At 72.6% G+C, this 15,933-nt stretch carries 8 protein-coding genes; 5 read left to right on the forward strand and 3 right to left on the reverse strand.

Going from position 1 to position 15,933, the window contains the following annotated elements; translation table 11 throughout:
- Positions 1–397 precede the first annotated feature (397 nt).
- On the forward strand, positions 398–2,506 hold the full coding sequence (locus AB0M67_RS09915) for an asparagine synthase-related protein (RefSeq protein WP_365744431.1): 2,109 nt from the start codon (positions 398–400) through the stop codon (positions 2,504–2,506).
- A gap of 160 nt (positions 2,507–2,666) precedes the next feature.
- Complete coding sequence (locus tag AB0M67_RS09920) at positions 2,667–6,209, forward strand: BTAD domain-containing putative transcriptional regulator (protein ID WP_365744433.1); 3,543 nt, start codon at positions 2,667–2,669, stop codon at positions 6,207–6,209.
- Here AB0M67_RS09920 and AB0M67_RS09925 read toward each other — a convergent pair.
- Together AB0M67_RS09925 and AB0M67_RS09930 are read right to left on the reverse strand one after the other, a co-directional pair.
- Positions 6,196–7,992: a sigma-70 family RNA polymerase sigma factor gene (locus AB0M67_RS09925; RefSeq protein WP_365744435.1), complete on the reverse strand. Its 1,797-nt coding sequence runs from the start codon at positions 7,990–7,992 to the stop codon at positions 6,196–6,198. The two genes, AB0M67_RS09920 and AB0M67_RS09925, sit on opposite strands and share 14 nt — an antisense overlap.
- 823 nt (positions 7,993–8,815) lie before the next feature.
- Positions 8,816–9,655, reverse strand: a complete 840-nt coding sequence (locus AB0M67_RS09930) for a helix-turn-helix domain-containing protein (protein ID WP_365744437.1) — start codon at positions 9,653–9,655, stop codon at positions 8,816–8,818.
- Positions 9,656–9,988: 333 nt separating this feature from the next.
- Here AB0M67_RS09930 and AB0M67_RS09935 point away from each other — a divergent pair, with 333 nt between their 5' ends.
- Positions 9,989–11,377: an FAD-dependent oxidoreductase gene (locus AB0M67_RS09935; protein WP_365744439.1), complete on the forward strand. Its 1,389-nt coding sequence runs from the start codon at positions 9,989–9,991 to the stop codon at positions 11,375–11,377.
- Between the two features lie 195 nt (positions 11,378–11,572).
- A complete protein-coding gene (locus AB0M67_RS09940) occupies positions 11,573–13,342 on the forward strand; it encodes an ATP-binding SpoIIE family protein phosphatase (RefSeq protein ID WP_365744441.1) in 1,770 nt (589 codons plus the stop codon).
- A gap of 26 nt (positions 13,343–13,368) precedes the next feature.
- Here the strand turns inward: AB0M67_RS09940 and AB0M67_RS09945 are convergent, their stop codons facing one another.
- Complete coding sequence (locus AB0M67_RS09945; RefSeq protein ID WP_365744500.1) at positions 13,369–14,706, reverse strand: MFS transporter; 1,338 nt, start codon at positions 14,704–14,706, stop codon at positions 13,369–13,371.
- A 148-nt stretch (positions 14,707–14,854) separates the two neighbouring features.
- On the opposite strand from AB0M67_RS09945, the gene AB0M67_RS09950 reads away from it, so the two are divergent.
- The gene (locus AB0M67_RS09950) at positions 14,855–15,421 is read left to right on the forward strand and encodes a MarR family transcriptional regulator (RefSeq protein WP_365744443.1); all 567 of its coding nucleotides are present in this window, start codon (positions 14,855–14,857) and stop codon (positions 15,419–15,421) included.
- Positions 15,422–15,933 lie beyond the last annotated feature (512 nt).

Genomic DNA, 15,933 nt, shown 5'->3' on the forward strand with positions numbered 1-15,933 from the left:
GCGCCCGGCCGTGCGCTCTTGGCCCCGGTGGAGCGGGAGCGCTTCCATGAGACCTGCGTGGGTCGGCCCACTGCGTACTGGAACCAGTGGGCTGGGGGATCCCGCCGCCCCAATCCCCGCGGGCGGTGGATCAGTCCGGGAGGCGGGACACGCCTCCCGGACTGAACGTTTACCGGTGCTGAACTGACGTGCCGGGCCCGGAGATTGGCTGAATGCTGTCTGTCCGCGGAGGGCCACATCTCCGCCAAATGGCCAATGCCAGGGGCGCATTCGCATTCCCACCCGCGCTTCCGTAGGCCCTCCTGTGCGCTGTTGTCATGGCAGCATGTTCCCGAACGGCTTCAGCTCAAGCGTTTCCAGCTTGGTCTGGACTTGTCCACAGGCTGTGGAGGCGGCGATGCGCTGGTTGGTGGGATGGAGCAGTATCGCCGCGCGTTTCGGTACGGCAGGGGCCGTCGGCCCGGTCGGTGACGGCTCCGAGGGCGGCAGCGTGCATCCCGTCGGATCCCAGCTCCTGTGGGGCGACCCGGATCCGCTGTGGGCGGTGGGCGACTGGCGGCCGGACGAGATCAGGGTCGTCACCGTCGATCCCTTCACCCGGCTCGCCGTGCTCGGCTGCTGCGGGGCCACCGACGAGGAGTTGCGGGTCGGGCTGTTCGCGGCGCGCGGCGGCGCCCTGCGGCATCTCACCGCCTGGCCGGGCAGTTACACCGCCGTCGCCCAGATCGGCCGCCGCGTCACGGTCGCCGGTGATCTGGCCGGGGCGCGGCCCGTCTTCTACACGCCGTGGGCGAACGGTACGGCGTACGCCACCGCCGCCCTGCCGCTCGCCGATCTCATCGAGGCACAGCTCGACATCGGACATCTGGCCGCGCTCCTCGCCTGCCCCGAGACCCCGGAGGCGCTGCGCGACACCACCCCGTACGACGGCGTCAAACGCATCCCGCCGGGGCACGCGCTCGTCCTGCGCGAGGGCTCGCGCGAGATCACCGGATACGAGCCGGTCGCCTCCCTCGCCGTCGCCGGACCCCAGCGTGATCCGGACCGCGCCGTGGAGGGCGTACGGGACGCGCTCATCGAAGCCGTACGCGCCAGGCTGCTCGCGCCGCGCCACGCCCCCGAGACCCTGCCGCCCGACCCGGGCCCGGTCCCCGGCATGGGGCCGGCCGACCGGCGCGCCGCCCGGGGCGGGCCCGTTCCCGGGATCGGCGCCGATCTGTCGGGCGGCAGCGCCTCCGGCACCCTCGCGCTGCTCGCCGCCGGGCTGCCCGGGGCGCCGGGCACGATCCTGGGGCATGGCACCGGCGCGGGGGAGCGGCTGCTCGCCGTCACCTTCAACGATCTGTCCACCGCCGCCCGCGACGAGGCCGAGCTGGAACGGGCCCGCGCCATCGCCGCCAACCCGCGGCTCCACCATGTCGTCGTCCCGGGCGGTGAGGAGGCCCTGCCGTACGCCGAGTTGGAGGGCCCGCTCACCGACGAACCGGGGCCGTCCCTCGTCACCGCCGAGCGGCACCGGCGCAGGCTGGCCGCGGGCAGCGCCGACCACTTCACCGGCGCCGGTGCCCGCGAGGTGCTCGACGCGCATCCCGCGCGCCTGGCCGATCTGCTGCTCGACCGGCGCAGACGCCATCTCCTGCACCCGGTCAGCGCGCTCGCCAAGGCCGAGGGCCCGTCGACCGCCTCGCTGCTCGTCCCGCTGACCGTCTACCGTGCGGCCCGCCGGCTGGCGCGTACGCCGTACCGCACCGGTCTCGAAGAGGCCGCGGCCAGGCTCCCCGAGGCCAACAGGGGGGTGCTGACCGCCGCCGCGATCAGCCCGCTCGGGGCCTCGCTGGCGGCCCTCACCTGGTCCAGGCCCGGCCCCGCCGCGCGCTGGCTGACGGGGGAGGCGCTCGCCGAAGTATCGGTTCGCCTGATGTCGGCGTCGACCCGGCCCACCTCCGTACAGCGCCCCGGCGAGGCCCGCGCCCGCGCCGCGCTCGCCCGCCACGCCGCCGACCACCGTGTCTTCGAACAGGCCGCGGAGATCCGCAGCCAGCGGCTGCACGCGCCGTTCCTCGACAACCAGGTGGTACGGGCCTGCCGCGATCTGCCCGAGGCGCTGCGGGTGCAGCCCGGCGCACGGGCGGATGTGCTCCGTACGGTCCTCGCCGGGGCCGGTATCCATGAGCTGCCGCCTGGCTGGGGCGCCACGTCCCGGGACGGCGCCGCCGCCGCGGCGCGCGTGGGCCTGCGGGCGGCCGTCGGCGAGCTGATCGACCTCTTCGACGCACCGCTGCTCGCCGACGCGGGCCTGGTGGAGGCGCGGGTCGTACGCAAGGCGCTGCGCGCGGCGGCCGAGGGCGAGCCGGTGCCCCTGGACGGCATCGCGGACCTGGTCTCCACGGAGCTGTGGCTGCGGCGGCTGCTCGCCCGGCGCGGCACCTGCTGGACGGGCACGGCGGCGCCGCGCCAGCGCGCGGTGGCGGGCGGCGTGGTTCCGCGGCCGACGCTGCACCAGTAGGGCCGACGCCGCACCAGGGCCACAGGGCCGACGCCGCGCCAGGGCCACAGGGCCGACGCCGCACCAGCGGAGCGGAGCCGGGTGCTCCGCTCCATGTAGACGGCGGCGCTCCGGGAAAACCCGACGGCTGTTGTCAGACCCTGCCCCCACAATGGGCCGAGTGCGGTATCTCATCCTTGGCGTCACCGAGGTGCGTGACGGACATGGCGGGAGCCTGCCGCTGGGCGGACCCCGGCTGCGGGCGCTCCTCGCCGCGCTCGCGCTGCGCCCCGGCCGGCCCGTCGCCGTCGGTGAGCTGGTGGACGAGGTGTGGGGCGGCGAGCCGCCACAGGACGCGCCCGCCGCGCTCCAGGCGCTCATCGGCCGGCTCCGCCGCGTCCTCGGTAAAGAGGCGATCGATTCGGTGCCGGGCGGCTACCGCCTCGCGGCCGGGGCGGACGACATCGATCTGTACGTCTTCGAGCGGCTCGCGCGCGAGGGGGCGGACGAGCTCGACGCGGGCGATCCGCGGAGCGCCGCCCGTACCCTGCGCGCGGCGCTCGCGCTCTGGCGTGGCGCCGCCCTCGCCGATCTGCCCGACCGGGACCGCGGTGTACGGCCCGAGGCCCAGCGGCTGGCCGTCCTCCAGCAGCGAATAGAGGCCGATCTGCGCCGGGGCGCCACGGCCACGCTCGTACCGGAGCTGAGGGAACTGGCCGCGGACCACCCGTACGACGAGCCCTTCAGGGCGCAGCTCATCCGGGCCCTGTGGACGGAAGGCCGGCAGGCCGACGCGCTCGCGGCGTACGAGGACACGCGCCGCGTTCTCGCCGACGGGCTCGGCGCCGACCCAGGGCCTGAACTGGCCTCGTTGCAGAGGCAGTTGCTGGCGGCCACCGGGGCGGGCGCGGCCCCCACGACCACGGCCGACACCCTCCTTCGGCCCGACACCCTCCTTCGGCCCGACATCGACATCGACGCCAGTGCCGTCACCGACGCCGTCGCCGAGGCCACGACCGGGGCAACCGCCAGGGACGGCCGTGAGCCGCACGGCAATCTGCGCCCCCGCCTGACCTCCTTCGTCGGCCGCGAGAGCGAACTCCACGCCATCCGCGCCGATCTGCGCCGCTCCCGCCTCGTCACCCTCACCGGACCCGGCGGATCCGGCAAGACGCGCCTCGCCGAGGAGGCCGCGCCCCGGAACGCCTGGCTCGTGGAGCTGGCCCCGCTGGACCATCCCTCCGCCGTTCCCGGCGCCGTACTGAGCGCGCTCGGGCTGCGCGAGACCCAGCTCGCCGCCCGCGACGGCCGCCCCGCCCAGAACGACCCGACCGCCCGGCTGATCGAGCATCTCGCCCGCAGCGGCACGCTCCTCGTCCTCGACAACTGCGAGCATGTGATCGGGGCCGCCGCCGCCCTGGCCGAGACACTGCTCATCCACTGTCCGGGCCTCCGTATCCTCGCCACGAGCCGGGAGCCGTTGGGGGTGCCGGGTGAGTCGGTGCGGCCGGTGGAGCCGTTGCCTCCGGATCCGGCGCATCGGTTGTTCGCGGAGCGTGCTCGTACGGTGCGGCCGGGGTTCGATCCGGCGGGGGATCCGGCGGCGGTGGCGGAGATCTGTCGTCGTCTGGACGGTCTGCCGTTGGCGATCGAGCTGGCGGCGGCGCGGTTGCGCATGCTGACGCCACGTCAGATCGCGGATCGTCTCGATGACCGTTTCCGGCTGCTGACCAGTGGGAGCCGGACCGTTCTGCCGCGCCAGCAGACGCTGCGCGCCGTCGTCGACTGGTCCTGGGATCTGCTGGACGAGCGGGAGCGTACGGTCCTGCGCGAGGTGTCCGTCTTCGCGGGCGGCTGGGATCTGACGGCGGCCGAGGGCGTGTGCGGCGACGCGCCGGACGATCCCCCGGGCGGCACGCCGGGCGGCGCGCCGGGCGCCCGCTCGGCCGCCCGCTCGGCCGCCCCCTCGGGCGAGGCGGCCCACGGTCCCCCGGGCGACGCGTCCCACGCCCCCTCCGGCCCTGTGTCCCCCGCCGCCGGCGCCGACACCTCCCATGTCCCCGATCTGCTGGGCGCGCTGGTCGACAAGTCACTCGTCGTCGCCACCCCGGTCCCCGGCCCCGGCGGCGCGATGCGCTACCGCCTCCTGGAGACCATCCACGAGTACGCGACGGAACGCGCCGCCGAGACTCCGGCCGTACGGTCCGCCGCCGAGCGCGCGCACTCCGCCTACTTCGCCGCTCTCGCCGAGGAGGCAGAGCCCCGGCTGCGCTCCGGTGATCAACTCCCCTGGATACGGCGCCTGGAGATCGATCTCGACAACATCCGCGCCGCCCTCCACCGCGCCGCCCTCACGCGCGACGAGGAGACGACCCTGCGGCTGGTCTTCGCCATGGGCTGGTTCTGGTGGCTGCGCAACCACCGCCCCGAGGGACTGGCCTGGGCGGAGCGCGCGCTCGGCCTCGGCCCCGAACCGGCCGGCACCGACGACCCCCGGTACTGGCCCCGGATGCGTCTCCAGGTGCTACGGATCTTTCTCGCCGGTGAGTGCGGCCAGACCGAGAAACTCCGCGCCGACCCGCACTTCCAGAATCTCCTCCTGCGGATCCGCGAGGCCTTCGACAGACCGGGTCCGCAGTCCGCCCGCTTCCCCGGGCTGCTCTGGGTACTGGTCGTCTACGCGAACGACGAGAAGCTGGACATCCGCGCCATGATGGACGCGTCCATCGCCAACTGCCGTGTACACGGCGGCGATTGGGAGACGGGCGTGATGCTGATGGGCCGAACGCACATGATCGTCGACATGCCCGGCGGAATGGAGGGCGTCGACCAGGACCTGGCCGAGCTGCGCGAGCTGAGCCGACGTGTGGGCGACCGCTGGATGCGCGCGCAGGTGGCGGGCGCCGTCGGCGAGGCGGGCATGGCGCGCGGGCGGTACGAGGAGGCGCGGGACGCGTATGAGGAAGCGCTGCGGTTCGCCGGTGAGGTGGGGGCGCACGCCGAGGCGCCTTTCCTGCTCGCGCGCCTGGCCGAGCTGTCGTATCGCGCCGGTGACACGGACGGAGCGGAGAGAAGGCTCGACCGGGCCGCCGAAGAGACCGAGCGCCATCACGTTCAGGACGCCCTGGCGTTCGTCCACCTCATGCGGGCGGTCTTCGCCCTGGACCGGGGCGAGACCGGCCGCGCCCGACTGCTGCTGGACGAGGCGAGGTCCGACAGCGGGCGCGGCACACCACCCCCGCACTTCGCCGCGGTGACCAACGCGCTGGACGCGCGGATCGCCGCGTACGAGACGAAGGGACCGGTGGCCGCGGCCCGTTCGCTGGCGGACGTGCTGCGTAAGGCGCGCGAGAGCCGGCTGACGGACCCCATCGTCGCCCAACTCGCCGAGATGGCGGCCCCGGTGGTGCTGCTCGTCGGCGACCCCCGCCGCGCCGTCAGGATCCTGGCCGCCGCCGGCACCTGGCGGGCGGGCTGCCCGCGCTCCGTACCGGAGCGGACCGAGGCCCGGCGGATCGAGACGCTCGCCCGCGCGGAGCTGGGCGAGCGGGAGTACGAGGCGGAGTACGCGGCGGGGCGCGCCCTCACCCCCGACCAGATCGCCGACCTGCTGGAGCTACCGGACCGGACGCTCACCCCGGCTCGCGACGGGGCCGAGCGCCTGGAACGGGCCGACGGGCGGGCGTCGCACGCCGGTCCGGGGGCGGCCGTCAGCGGCAGCTGATCCGGGACTGTGCCCAGTCCGCGAGTGCCACCACGTCGAACGGTGTGTGCGGTTCGACCACCAGCCGGATGGTCTCGCGTCCGGAGATTCCCACGTCCAGGGGTACGGCCGCGTCGTCGCCGCTCAGCACGGGCGAGCGCCAGAGCCGCGCGCCGTCGCCGTACAGCGAGAAGCGCACGGAACCCAGGCCCATCGTGAGATCGTCCACGCCGACCAGGGCCGCGTAGCGGGAGCAGTCCCGGTTGAGGTCGATGGTGACCGACGAGGCGGCGTGCATGGTCACGCCGTGGCCGTAGCGGGTGCCGCCGATCGACACGCTCGACCGCTGCCAGAGCCAGTCGCTCGCGCCGAGCCGTACCTCCGGCTCGGAGCCGTCGCCGAAGGCGCCGTACGCCAGCTTGTTCACCTGGAAGACGGCCGGGGCCGGGGGCGGCTTCGGGCTGGGGGGCGGCTTGGGCGCGGGCGGCGCGGGCGGCTTGGGCGTGGGCGTGGGCTTGGACGGGGGCTTCGGCGCGGGGGTCCGCGACGGGGTGGGCTTCGTCGAGGGGGCGGGCTTCTTGGCGGGAGTGGTGCCGGGCTTGGGCGCGGGCGGCTTGGGCGCGGCCGGTTCCGGCGGCTCGGGGGACGGGGCCGGCTTCTGCGGTACGAGGGGCTTCGCGACCGGCGGCCTGGCCTTGGGCGGCTGCTCGGGCCCGGAGTTGTTCACGAGGGCGAAGACGATCCCGGCCGCCGCGGCGACGGCCACCAGGCCGCCGATGCCGGCCTTCACCGGGGCGCCGAGCCCCTCGGACGCGGCGGCTCCACCGGCGGCTCCACCGGCCGCCCCGCCCGCCGCGCCACCGGATGCTCCGGCGGCGGCCCCACCGGCCCCACCGGTCGCCGCGGCGGCGGCACCGGCCCCCGCCGCCCCCGCGGCGCCGCCCGCCACGATCCCGGCCGCCTTCAACGAGTAGCCGACGGCGAACCAGCCGATCACCGCGATCGGCAGCACCCCTGGGATCTCGGCGTTGAACTGCGCCAGCTCGCCCGCCGCGAGGCGGCACTTGACGCACTCGTCCAGATGCTTGCGCAGTCCGCGTTCTGCCCGCATCCGCAGTCCGCCGCGGGCATACGCCCCGAGCCGGTCCGCGTACCGGGAGCAGTCGCCCTCCGAGGTGAGCGCGGAGTTCACATGGGCCTGGAGATACGCCTGCTTGAGGCCCTCGCGGGCCCGGCTGGCCAGCACCGCCGTGGCATTGGCGGTCAGCCCGAAGAGCGGCGCCACCTCGCTCGGCGACTCCTCCTCCACCGTGGTGTGCCAGAGCACGGCCTGCCAGCGCTCGGGCAGGCTGCGGAACGCCTGCATGGCCATGGACTGCTCGGCCTCGCGCATCGCCAGGACATCCGCGCCCAGATCGAGGGTGTCCACGTCCGAGACCTCGGAGGCGCGCGCGGCCTGCGCCGCGAACACCGCGAAATCCTCGACCAGTTGCTCCCGCTTCGCGGACTTCGTCCAGGACGCGGCCACGCGCCGTACGGTCGTCATCAGATAGGCGCGCACCGCCTGCTCGGGCCCGGCTCCGCCGCGTACCGCCTGCAAGGTACGGGCGAACACCTCGGCCGTCAGGTCTTCGGCGGTGTGCGCGTCGCGGCAGCACGTACGGGCGTAACGGCGCACCGATTCCGAGTGCCTGCGGAACAGCTCCTCGTACGCGTGGTCGTCGCCGTTCCGCATCCGCTGGATCAGATCGGCGTCCGACGTGGGCCGCCCGGTCGTGGACAGTTCGAGTGTCGGCTGATCCACAGGCGGGTCCATAGGTGGGTCCGTAGGCGAGTCCGTAGGCGGGTCCACCGACGGGTCCGCGGGCGGATCCACGGGCTGGTCGCCCGCCCGCTCGCCCGACGGACCGACCGACCGATCCACGGCGGCCTGCCCCCCGAGCGGAGCCCCCGCCGGTTCCGAAGGCCGCGGCACGGAAGAGCCGCTCCGCTCACGCTGCGGCGGCACGCTGGTCTCCGCCTCCACGGGCCCGCTCGCCCCGCCCGCACCGCCGGAGCCGCCCGCGACTCCAGCACCGCCCGCACCGCGTGCGCCGCCCCCACCGCCGATCGACGGATGCGGCATACGGGTCCGGACGCCGGAACCGCCCGGACCGGCCGGGCTGCCCGAATCGCCCGGACCGCGACCGCCCGAACTCCCGGTCCCCGGCGCTCCTTTGGGCCCGCCCTGGCTGGGTACCTGCCGCGCGGACGCCCCTTCGGGTTCCGTACCGCCCTCCGTACCGCCCCCGGTACCGCCCTCCGTACCACCGTCGGTGCCGCCGCCTCCCAGCGGCTCGTCCCGACCGTCACCCCTCATCGCGGAAGCCCCCGTACGCACCCCTCTGACCCGAACACCGAGCCAGCGTGCCACAGCGCGCCGCACCGCCCGGGCCTTCCCGCCCGGCAACCACTCATCCGAGGCGGTTTCCCGGACGATCGCTTTTATCTTCACCCTTTAGGGGAAGGATCAAGGGCGTTTATCGGTAAGCCAGTTCGAAGCGAACGACCGCGAGGGCCCGAACGGACCCTCGCGGCCGTACACGCCATCCACGGGCCATCCACGGCCGTGGAGACGGACGCGTGCCTCACACAGGCCGGGACCGCAGCCCCTCCAGCAGGATGTCCAGCAGCCGTGCCGAGGCCGCCGCCTGATGCGCCGGATCCGGCAGCGCGGGCGCCGCCGTGGCTATCACCAGCAGCACATCGGCCACGGTCACATCGCCCCGCAGCTCACCCGCCGCCCGCGCCCGCTCCACCAGCTGCCCGACGACATCGAGCAGTTCAACGGCGCCCGGGTCGTCCAGCTCCTCCGCCGACTGCCGCTGTCCGACCACCCGCAGCTCGGGCCGGCCGGCCTGCCGCTGCTGCGGCACCCGTGCCTCGTCCTGCGCCCCGCGCCCCGCCGCCTCGTCCTCGGCTTCCGCGCCGACGCGCAGCACCTGCGGAGGCAGCAGCCGCCCCGCGCCGGACGCCACCGAGGTGCGCAGGAAGCGGGAGAGAGCCGACCATGGCTCGTCCTCCTGCCCCAGCGCCGTACGCGCCTGGTCCGTCAGCCGGGACGTCTCCTCCTCGGCTATCCGCCTGACCAGTACGTCCTTGCTCGGGAACCGCCGGTAGACCGTACCGACCCCGACCCTTGCCCGGCGCGCCACATCCTCCATCGGCGCCCCGTACCCCAGCTCGCCGAACACCTCGCGAGCCGCCCGCAGTACATGCTCCAGATTGCGCTGTGCGTCCACGCGGAGCGGCGCCGAGCGGCCCGGACCTCCGGACCCCGTCGCACCGCCGATACCAGCCGTTTCCGTACCCACGGCCACTGTCGTACTCGCGGTCACACCTGCTGTGCCCGCCGTATCCGCCGTACTCGTTCTTCCGCCGTCCTCCGAAACGAGGGCAGCCTGCCGATGCGAATCCTGAATGTGCATAGCGTTCCCCCGGTAATGATGTCTCCCCCCGGAGACTCCCCGCCTTGACAGCCGAGGTCGCGGTCCAGTCACGAGCCGGACACCCCGACGAGGTACGAACATAGTTGAGCCCGGGTCAATTCAGAAGGGGGTGGTTCCGCACGGAGCGCCCCCCGATCGGAGCAAGGACCGGAAGGTGCCTGATTCACCCCCCTCCCACCCCCCACCGCGCCCGCGCTGACCTGCGTTCCTCCGGCAATTCCCGCGCTTTTGCCCGTGCGGGGCCGCGAACGGCCTCCGGTCACACAATCTGTCGTGCCTGTGGACAAACACCGGGGCCCGTTGCGTCATGGGATGGTGAAGGCTGAGAACTCCCCAGGGACGACCCCCGCTCCACCGCCCGCCGCGCGCGTTCTCGTGGTCGGTGGCGGCTATGTCGGGATGTACACAGCGCTGCGTCTCCAGCGGAAGCTGAAGAGCGGCGAGGCCGAGGTCATCGTGGTGTCGCCCGACCCTTATATGACGTATCAGCCGTTCCTGCCGGAAGCGGCGGCCGGGAACATCTCCCCCCGCCATGTCGTGGTCCCGCTCCGGCGGGTGCTGCCCGGCTGCAAGATCCTCATCGGCGAGGCCGTGGGCATCGACCACGCCAAGCGCACCGCGACCCTGCGGACCCTCGGCTCCGAGGAGGAGGGAACCGGCACCGTCGAGCTCTCCTACGACGAACTCGTCCTCGCGCCGGGCTCCGTCTCCCGCACCCTCCCCATCCCCGGTCTGGCCGAGCACGGCATCGGCTTCAAGACCGTCGAGGAGGCCATCGGGCTGCGCAACCATGTCATCGAGCAGATGGACATCGCCTCCTCCACCCGCGACCCCGCGATCCGCGCCGCCGCCCTGACCTTCGTCTTCGTCGGCGGCGGCTACGCGGGCGTCGAGGCACTCGCCGAGCTGGAGGACATGGCCCGCTATGCCTCGCGGTACTACCACAACATCAAGGCCGACGACATGAAGTGGATCCTCGTCGAGGCCACCGGCAAGATCCTCCCCGAGGTCGGGGAGGAGATGGGCAAGTACGCCGTACGCGAGCTGCGCGCCCGCAATATCGACGTACGGCTCGACACCCGCCTGGAGTCCTGCGAGGACCGCGTCGCCGTACTGAGCGACGGCGCCCGCTTCCGTACCCGTACGGTCGTCTGGACCGCCGGCGTCAAACCGCACCCGATCCTCGCGGCCAGCGATCTGCCGCTGAACGCACGGGGCCGCCTCATCTGTACGGCGAAGCTCTCCGTCGACGGCGCCGAGCACGCCTGGGCGGCCGGCGACGCGGCGGCCGTCCCCGATCTGACGGCGGACGAGCCCGGCAGGGAGTGCGCGCCCAACGCCCAGCACGCGCTGCGCCAGGCCAGAGTCCTCGCCGAGAACATCCTCGCTTCGCTGCGCGGCGAGCCTCTCCAGGACTACCGTCACGCCTACGCGGGATCGGTCGCGTCCCTCGGCCTCCACAAAGGTGTGGCCCATATCTACGGCCGTAAGCTCAAGGGCTATCCAGCGTGGCTGATGCACCGCGCGTACCACCTCAGCCGTGTCCCCACCTTCAACAGGAAGGCCCGCGTCCTCGCGGAATGGACCCTGTCCGGGCTCTTCAAACGGGAGATCGTCTCCCTCGGTTCGCTGGAGCACCCGCGCGCCGAATTCGAACTCGCCGCAGGAGGCGAACGTCCCGAACGCCCCAAGGACACGTAGAAAAGGACACGTCGAAGACGCGACCGGCCCCGCTGCCAGTGCGGTCGGCCACACTGGACGTGTGACCATAGGTGGGTTCACATCTGCACAGAGTGATCCGGCCCGCTCGGCGCAATCCGGCCCCGACGACCTGCCCCGGCTCGACCAGCCCGGCCAAGACGAACAGCAAAACGACACCATGAGGCCTGAGAATTCGTGAACTTCACGCGTTGGAGCGCCCGGCTCCCCGGTACGCAGCGCCGAGCCGCCGCGCGGACGGGTCGCGGTTCCGTGCCCGCGGCCCGTGGTGAGTACGAGCGGCAGCCCGAGCCCGACCCGGCCCCTGTGGCGGACGACGTTCCCGCACTCGAAGACCTCTCCGTACGGGAAGTCCTCGGCGGACTGCCCGCCCTGGTCGCCCTGCTGTACGGCCCCGAGCACCGCGTGGCGTATGTGAACGACGCGTACGCGACCGCCTTCGGCCCGCGTCCGCTCGGCGCCACGGCGGCCGAGAGCTGCCCCGAGCTGGCCGAGCTCGGGCTGTTCCCACTGCTCGACCAGGTGCTCCGCAGCGGCAAACCGCGCACGGTCAAGTCACGCAAGGTCCAGGGCCACGGCCGGCAGAAGGAGCGGTCCACCAAGGACCAGAACAGGGACCAGAACAGGGACCAGAACAGGGACCAGAACAGGGATCAGGCCAAGGATCAGGCCAAACAGCAGGCCGGACAGCAGGCCGACGGCGCGGCCCAGGAGGGCTCGTACACCGTCACGTGCACCCCGGTCGACTGCCGGGGATCGGGCGGGGTCCTCGTCTTCGCCGCCGATGTCACCGACCACGCCGAGGCGGCCGAGCGCCTTCGCACCAGTGAGCGCAGACACCGCCAGACCGCCGTCACCCTCCAGCGCTCCCTGCTTCCGCAGGAGCTGGAGCAGCCCGACGATCTGCGCGTCGCCGCCACGTACCAGCCGGGCGGTGAGGACGCGGCGGTCGGCGGCGACTGGTACGACGTGATCACGCTCGGCGCCGGGCGTACGGCCCTGGTCATCGGCGATGTCATGGGCCGGGGCGTACGCGCCGCCGCCGTCATGGGGCAGTTGCGTACGGCAGTCCGCGCCTACGCCCGGCTCGATCTCCCGCCGCACGAAGTCCTCCAACTGCTCGACGGACTCGCCGCGGAGATCGACGCCAGCCAGATCGCCACCTGCGTCTACGCCGTCCACGACCCCAATGAGGGGCGGCTCGTGTACGCCTCCGCCGGCCATCTCCCGATCCTGGTACGCGCGGAGGACGGCTCGGTCCAGCGCGCGGCGGACCCGACGGGCCCGCCGCTCGGCACCGGCGGCTGGCTGCACTCCTCCGGCTCCATCCCGCTCCCGCCCGGCTCCACGGCCGTCCTCTACACGGACGGTCTGGTCGAGCGGCGCGGCGAGGACATCGACGAGGGCGTGGCCTCCCTCGAACGGGCCCTGTCCGGCGCGAAGGGTTCACCCCAGGTCGTCTGCGACCGGCTGATCCGCTCGCAGGGCGTCACGGCCGACCATGACGACGATGTCGCGGTTCTCGTGCTGCAACACCCCTCCCGCACCGGCCCGGACGCGGAGCTGTTCCACAACGCCGCGCTCGATCTGCTCGGCGGTATCGAGGCCGCCCCGCGCGCCCGCGCCTTCGCGATGGGGGTGCTCGCCTCCTGGCGCTTCCCGGTCGAGCTGCGCGATCTGGGTGTGCTGGCCACCAGCGAACTGGTCGGCAACTCTCTGCAACACGGCACGCCGCCCATGCGCCTCAGACTCCGCCGTACCGACCGCCGGCTGATCATCGAGGTGACGGACGGCGACGACCATTTGCCGCGCCGCCGCCGCGCCGAACCGGCGGACGAGGCGGGCCGCGGAATCTCGATCGTCGCGACGATCGCCTCGTCCTGGGGATCACGCCGTACACCGGGGGGTGGCAAGGCGGTGTGGTGCGAGTTCGCCCTGCCGCACTGATCCGCCCCCACCCCACCGGGCTGGTGTCAGCGGGTGGGCGCTGACACGGCCGCGGCCGCGGCCGCGGTCGCGGCCTCGGTCCCTGGCCTGTGCTGGGCGACGACCCGGGAGACCGGTACGAGCGACGGCTGGTTCTGTACGGGGGTCAGCTGCCGCCCCAGCCGGAGAGCCAGCACGGTGATTCCGAGCGAGAACAGCACGAACGTCACGATGTACGGACCGTGCAGCGCGGCCCCCATGGGACCGCCCACAGCCGGACCGACGGCCAGCGCGAGCTGCTTGACCAGTGCGAACGCAGAGTTGTACTGCCCGACCATCGACGCCGGGGCCAGGTCCGCCACCAGTGGGGCCACGGTCGGCGACAGCATCGCCTCACCGAGCCCGAACAGCGCGTACGTCGAGATGAAGGCGACCGTCGCCACCAGCTGGCTGCCGTGCCCGAGCCCCGCGTACCCCGCGAGAACCCAGGCGAGAGCCCAGATCAGCCCGACGGCCGCGATCACCCGGCTGCGCTTGCGCCGCTCGACCAGCCGCAGCACCACGAACTGAGCGATCACGATCACCGCCGTATTGGCGGCCAGCGCGATCCCGAGCGTCGACGGATCGATCCCGGCGGCCTCCGTGCCGTACGCGGCGAGCCCCGACTCGAACTGGCCGTAGCAGGCGAAGAACAGCACGAACCCCAGCACACACAGCTGGAGCATGGCCCGGTGGCTCAGCAGCGCCCGCATCCCGCCGCCCCGAGCACCACCACCATCGGCGACGCCGTCGGCGGCGTCCTGAGGAACGACCTCCGCGAGGGCCGCGGGCCGGGGCAGCCGGACAGTGAGGGCGATGCCGGCCAGGACGAGGAACATCACGGCCTCGATGGAGAACAGCAGAGTGAAGCTCCCGGGCCTGCTCTCGTCGACGAGCTGCCCGCCGATCAGCCCGCCGACCCCGAGCCCCAGGTTCGCCAGAAAGAACTGTGTGGCGAACGCCCGCGTCCGGGTCGCGGGCGACGAGCACCAGACGATCATCGTGGCCAGGGCCGGCTGCATGACGGCCGTACCGGCACCGAGAAGCGTGGCCGACAGCACGGCCGCCGGAACGCTCCCGGACACCCCCATGGCCAGCGCGCCCACGGACGCCAGCACCGCGCCCCCCACCAGCACGGGCAGCGGCCCGCGCCGGTCGATGACGCGGCCGGTGAAGGGAAGGACGACCAGTGCCGCCATGGCGAAGACCGCCAGCACGGCACCGGCCGTACCCGCGCCCAGGTCCCGTACCTGAGCCACATACACATAGAGATACGGAACCGTGAACCCGAGCCCGAACGCACTCAGCGCGTTCCCTGCCTGGATCCGGCGCATCGCCGCGCCCATCGCCCTGGTCACACTCACCTGCCTCAGAAGATTGAAGGATCGAAGATCGAAGAACTGAAGTCTCAAGACTTCAAAGCTAAAGTTAGAGCCTTAACAATACACATCGAAGGACTTCAATGCCAGTAGAGGTGCGTGGCATACTGCCCCGATGTCCGACACCCCCGAGAAACCCGGCACACCGGACCTCCAGGAGCCGAGCCTCGACGAGCAGATCGCCGCGTACCAGCGAGAGTTCCGGGACCTCGACCCCCAGGTCGAGCAGATCGTCTCGGCGCTCGGCAGACTGAACCGCCGTATGAACGTGGCGTACGGCCGACAGGTCTCCGACCTCGGTATCAGCAACGCCGAGTGGGAGGTCCTCAAAACCCTCGTGCTCGCCGGCGCCCCCTACCGCCTGGGCCCGGGAGAACTCGCCAAGCGCCTCGGTCTCACCCCGGCCGCCATGACCCACCGCATCGACCGCATGGCGGGCGAGGGCCTGGTCACGCGCGACCGCGACGAGAACAACCGTGTCCGCGTCATCGTGGAGCTGACGGACGAGGGCCGTACGAAGTGGCTCGCCGCGATGAGGATGGCCTCCGACTTCGAGGAGGAGCTGCTCCAGGACCTGGCCGGGGACGAGCGCGGAGTCCTGGGAGAGATGCTGATCCGCCTCCTGCGCCGCGTGGAACACGCCCAGCCGGACGCCGGAGGGCGCCTGACGGACCTGGACTAGGACAGGGAGAGGGTGCGGGTCCAAGTGCGGGTCCGAGTGCGGGTCAGGGTGAGGCTGCTGGGGCTGGTTTGACACGCCCCTGGTCGGTCCGTAAGGTTCTTCGAGTTGTCGTGGGGCTGGAACGGTTCTGCGACAGCCACTCACGCCGCAGCAGCGGCACCCAAACTCAGCACGATCTCCCAGCCGGGATGAATTTCGGCATGCCGAAATTGATTTCGAAGACTCGATTATGAGTCGCCTGCGGAATCCGCTAGGGTCTGGGACGTCGGAACGGCCCAACGGCCGGGATGACAGCCCACTCTGACTGGGAATCAGGCCCGAAAGGATCTGATAGAGTCGGAATCGCCGGAAAGGGAAACGCGAAAGCGAGGAACTGGAAGGCGGCCCCGCTCCGACGGGGAATCGGACACGAAAGAGTCTGATAGAGTCGGAAACGCAAGACCGAAGGGAAAAGCCCGGAGGAAAGCCCGAGAGGGTGAGTACAAAGGAAGCGTCCGTTCCTTGAGAACTCA

The organism is Streptomyces sp. NPDC051662, from assembly GCF_040681655.1.
Taxonomy (GTDB): Bacteria; Actinomycetota; Actinomycetes; order Streptomycetales; family Streptomycetaceae; genus Streptomyces.